Source organism: Flavobacterium psychrotolerans, from assembly GCF_003097635.1.
Lineage (GTDB): Bacteria > Bacteroidota > Bacteroidia > Flavobacteriales > Flavobacteriaceae > Flavobacterium > Flavobacterium psychrotolerans.
On record NZ_QCZI01000031.1, the window covers coordinates 1 to 4963 of the forward strand.

A 4963-nucleotide genomic window follows, 5' to 3' on the forward strand; every position below is an offset into this window, starting at 1 on the left:
TTTTAATTAATCACTTTTTTGGTCACTGTTCCAGCTTCATCCGAACCAATCTTTACGATTAAAACTTCCTGGGTTGTTCCTACAAACAATTTAGTTTGCGTCGCATTAATGTTATCTTTAGAAAGTAACAGTCGTCCTCTAATGTCATAAACTTTTACGTTAGACATCATTGTTTTACCTGTGTTTATAACAATATCTTGGTTTTGTTTATAGGCTATTACATTATTTTCATTAAATATAGATTGATTTACCGCCAATGCATTTTGATACACAATTTCAAACCTGTTTTTGAAACTTCCCGCTTCAGAAGTAAAGGAATACCCTCCAGCTTTCAAGTCATGAATGGTATTGGTCAAGTTATCTTTCAAGGTAATGCCTTGGTTTGTAAACAAGCCGTTGAAGTGGTCAATTGCTATTGAATAGCCACCAGCTGTAGCCACCTTAAATTCTAAAGGCACTATGTCACTCAAAGTAAATTCTGGACGCCCCTGAATGGAATACGGATTTCCATCAATACTACTACATAAATAATTCGTGCTATTAATGTTTACACCGTCAATTCCTCTATCAACACCCAATGTTGCATCTGCTGTATAGCCTATTGCCGTTTGATTAAAAACTCCGTTATTGTTGGTCAAATTCAACCAATAGAGACTGATATCCGAAAGGGCTGCATTGGAATTCCTGAAAAATTGGTTCCCGTTATTTTCACTTCTTCTCATTGTATTATTGAACACTAAGCTTGAAGCGCTAGCTGCTTCCACTAGAAAGCCTTGTGCTACGTTAACAACCCAGTTTGATGCCGAAGTTGTATTGGTGTCAAAATAAGAACTTCCTGTATCCCCACCTGCAGCGGCATTACCAACATAAGCTAATTTTGTTAAGGTAGCATAACTCGTGGCGTTGGGATCATTCCTTTTTCTCCAAAAATAAAGTGTTCCACTTATTGTTGGATTTCCATTTACGAAATCCCAAACGTTGATTTGTGACGGATACGGATTACCAACTGCATTATATCCAGCATTCATTGCATAAGTAATGGTTCCACTGTTTGGTTTTCCTGTAAATACTCCATTATAAACACTTGGCGTTGTAGCCGAGAATGTTCTAGGTACTCTAATTAAATAGCCTTGTCCAACATTAAAATTGTTCGCCGCCGAAATAGGGGTATAAAAATTAGTGGCACTATCATAATAATAAAAACGATTAGCCACCGTGTTTGGTGAGAAATCATATAAGTTTTGAACATCTACCGGAGAAGACCATAACGTATAATCCAACAAATACAATGAGGAACTATTTCGTTTTACGATAATATTTCCTGAATTGGTATTGGTCGTGCCGCTTTGAACCAAATTGGCATTGTTCTCTACGGTAAAACTTCCCGATGTGACTGTCAATGCACCACTCAAATTAACATAATTTCCTGAGGAGATTATAACGTTTCCACTTGCAACTGTTAAAGAACAGGCATTAATATTACCTCCATTGATTGAAGAGGTATAATTCCCCGCCATGATAACTGTGGATGTGGATGTTGGCGCACCGTTAGTCCAAGTACTTCCATTCCAAGTGGTAGTACCTCCTGTAGTTACTACTGCCGAACCACTGTTTGACGTTCCCACACACCCTCCAACACTAGTTACCGAAACTAAGGTATAGGTTGTAGTTGAAGAAGGTGATACCGAAATATTCGAACCACTGGTATAGCTATTTACCGTGTGATTTCCTGTACCATCATTGTACACGACAGTAAAAGGAGAAGAACCACCCGTAATGGCTACCTGCAAATTAGTACTAGTACCCGGACAGATTGTGGCCGTTCCTGAAATAACCGCAGCAGTGGAAGGATTATATACCGTTACCTGTAACACATTGCTTTCCGCTGCGCCAGTCCAAGTCGATTTACACGTCACTCTGGACAATCGTTTGTACCATGTAGTTTGACTTAAACCCGACGGTGCGTCGTAGGTTAATGCGGTTGCTAATGCAATATCGGCAAAACCTGCCCCGGCACTTGTTGTCGAGGATTGCCATTTGTATTCTAGCGTACCGTACTGTCCTGTTGGAGATGCCGTACTTGTAAAAGCCGCCGGATCTCCTCCGCTACAAATGGATTGAGCCGTAGCAATAGTACCCCCAGAAGTTGGGTTGACACAACATCCCATAAGATCAAATTCACCTGCTGTAAAATCTCCGAAAGCAGTAACGCTTTTAGAGATGGTATTGGTACCGGTAGTTACTGCGTCTAAACAATTCCAAGTGGAAGACAAATAACGCCCTCCATTGAGGCTTGCCTCGGTACCTGCAATATCCGCATCTAAATAAACAAATGATGCCGTACAGGTTGGAGTCGTAATTCCGCTTGTGGTTACTGACCAATATCTGGTAATATAATCCGTTGTACTAGCATTGCTAGGGTGTTTGGCGTCGGTAACATTGACCCCTGCATAACCTCCAAAAGCACCTGCTGCAGTAAAGTTTAAGGTAACTGGGCTATATTCGGCTGTAGCCGTATTATCCCCAATTGGGAATGTGAAGGAACCTACCCCTGAATACGTTTTTCTCAATTCTCCAGTACCGCTGGCAATAATCATTTTAGTGGCATCTGGAGAAGTCACCCCAATAGAACCTGAAGCTCCTATTGTCATGTTACTCGAGCCTAAGTTGACTGTACCCGCCGTTAGGGTTAATGCCCCTAACACGTTCACGTCGCTACCCAATGAAAAACCTCCACTGGTGGTTCTGTTTAATGTTAAATTATTTAAAACATTAGTGGTCCCGGGTGTCGTTTGGTCAAAGTAAATGGTTCCAATACTACCAACACCATTAATAATTAAATTAGAACTACTATTCCCTTTAAACGAACCATTACCTACCATTGTATTAATAACACCTGCTGTACCTACCGTAAGGGTATGTCCGTTCAAATCTATAATATCGTTGGCTGAGAAGGTTTTAATAACGATACCTCCCTGAGATCCTCCTACCAGTAAATCTCTATTTAAGAGAACTGGACCGGAACCTGCTGTTTTTTCAACTACAATATAATCAACATTAAAGGTTCCTGGTGCAGTACCCGCAACATCTTGAATGCCTGTTCCTGTAAAAAAAACTGCCCTGTCATTTGAAGTTATGATTGCATTGTCAGTAAAGTCTCCTGTTACTTCTAAATCGGCTCCTACATTAGGATTACCCGCAGGCAAAAGCACTTCGGCTGTAGCATTTGAATTCCCGTTGACAAAATTATTCCCAGTTAAACGGGCAGTAGTAGTACCGCTTAAGACAATCTTACCGTCGTTAATGATATTACCCAAAACGTGAACTCCAATTCCAGTAACCCCTAAAGCACCTGGGGCAACTGCCGGCATATTGTTAATCAATAGTTCACTAAATAAAAGAGCGGTGGTTCCTGCAATAGTCAAGTTACCTCCAATTTTTTTGTAAGCAGTCGATCCATTTACGACGTCAAGTATCGTATTGTTTTGTATTGTCATATTATTAGGATACCCCTTACCGCTCGTGGCACTCCACTCCGTATTTCGACCATAAGTGCCCCCAGTGTTGTATATTAAAGTGGAAGAACTTCCGTAGAAAGGAGCATTCGTAAGTACCGAACCACCCGTATTAATGGTAAGATTTCCATTAACTGTAGAAGCCGTACCGAAATTGACCGCTCCGGCAACGGTTACATTATTAAAGGTTGTGGCTGTCGCACCCGCAATAGTACCTGCCCCTAAAAAGGACACTGTGCCATTACCAGCAGAGAATGTTCCTGCATTGGTAAAGTTCCCCGCCGCCGTGATGGATAAAACATAAGCATTAGACATCGACAAAGTTGCCCCTGTGTTAATGTTCACGCTATTTGCCACCGCATTGGCCGTTTGGTAAATGCTCGGACTAAAGGTCGTGCCCGATGGGATGACAACATTGGAACCTGAAATTGGTACGCCCCCACACCAATTGCCTGCCGTGTTCCAGTCGGTACTGATACCTCCCAACCACGTATTGGTCGAAGAATTGGTAAGGATTACATCGTCTTGTGTTGAAGGACATGGAGAATTAACGATAGTCCATCTTAATGTGGCTGTTGCTCCAAAAGCAATTCCTGTAACCGTAGTGGTGGATGAACCAGGAGTTACAATTGTGGGTGATGGGCCAGATGTTGACACAACTGTCCATGTACCTGTTCCTGGACTTGCTGTATTTCCTGCCATCGTAAATGTTCCGTTGTTACACTGGCTGATGTCTGGTCCCGCAGCAGCTGTTGGCGCTGAAGCCGAAACTGATGCTTGCCCACTTACAAAAGAAACGCCGTCCCAAAAACCACCACTAGGGTTAACATCATAATTATTTTGATATCCTCCATAGATCCAGGTACATCCGCCCAAACGATAGCGGAAGGTAAAGTAATATGTCCCAGCCCCTGGAGGTGTAAAGGTGTATTGGTATTCATCTTTGCCTGGACTTTTATCTTGATTAAAAGTGGCAGCTGCCCATGTCCAACCTGCTGTATTAGGATTATTATTTGTTGTATTATAACCAAATTGTGCTTCTACTCCCGCTCCCTGGCCAGCGCCATCGGTTACCCCTACTTTATAAACTTGACCAAAAGCCGTGAAATTACCGCCAAGGCAAACTTGTTGGGCTCCAGGGGACGCCGACCAATATTGCAAATTCGCACCGTCAGGAGATCCCGTTGATACCGTTATCGTGGCATTTGCAAAAGAAGCACAGGAACCATTTGTGATAGTCCATCGTAGAACATAAGAACCTACCCCTCCAGCTGGAGTAAACACAGCTGTCGGATTTGTAGTACTACTGAATTGGGCTGATGATGTACTCGGTCCGCTAACTACGGTCCAAGCTCCTGTTCCCACCGATGGAGTATTTCCTGATAATGTAGCCGCCCCCCCCGTTGTTATACAGGTAGATTGGGTCGAACCATTCGTAGCTGTTGTTG

1 protein-coding gene is annotated in these 4963 nt (G+C 42.5%); it reads right to left on the bottom strand.

The features are described 5' to 3' along the window. Positions 1-2: 2 nt before the first annotated feature. Positions 3-4963, bottom strand: a 4961-nt coding sequence (locus tag DB895_RS13915; RefSeq protein ID WP_133242687.1) for a beta strand repeat-containing protein, incomplete at its 5' end; no start/stop codon positions are given.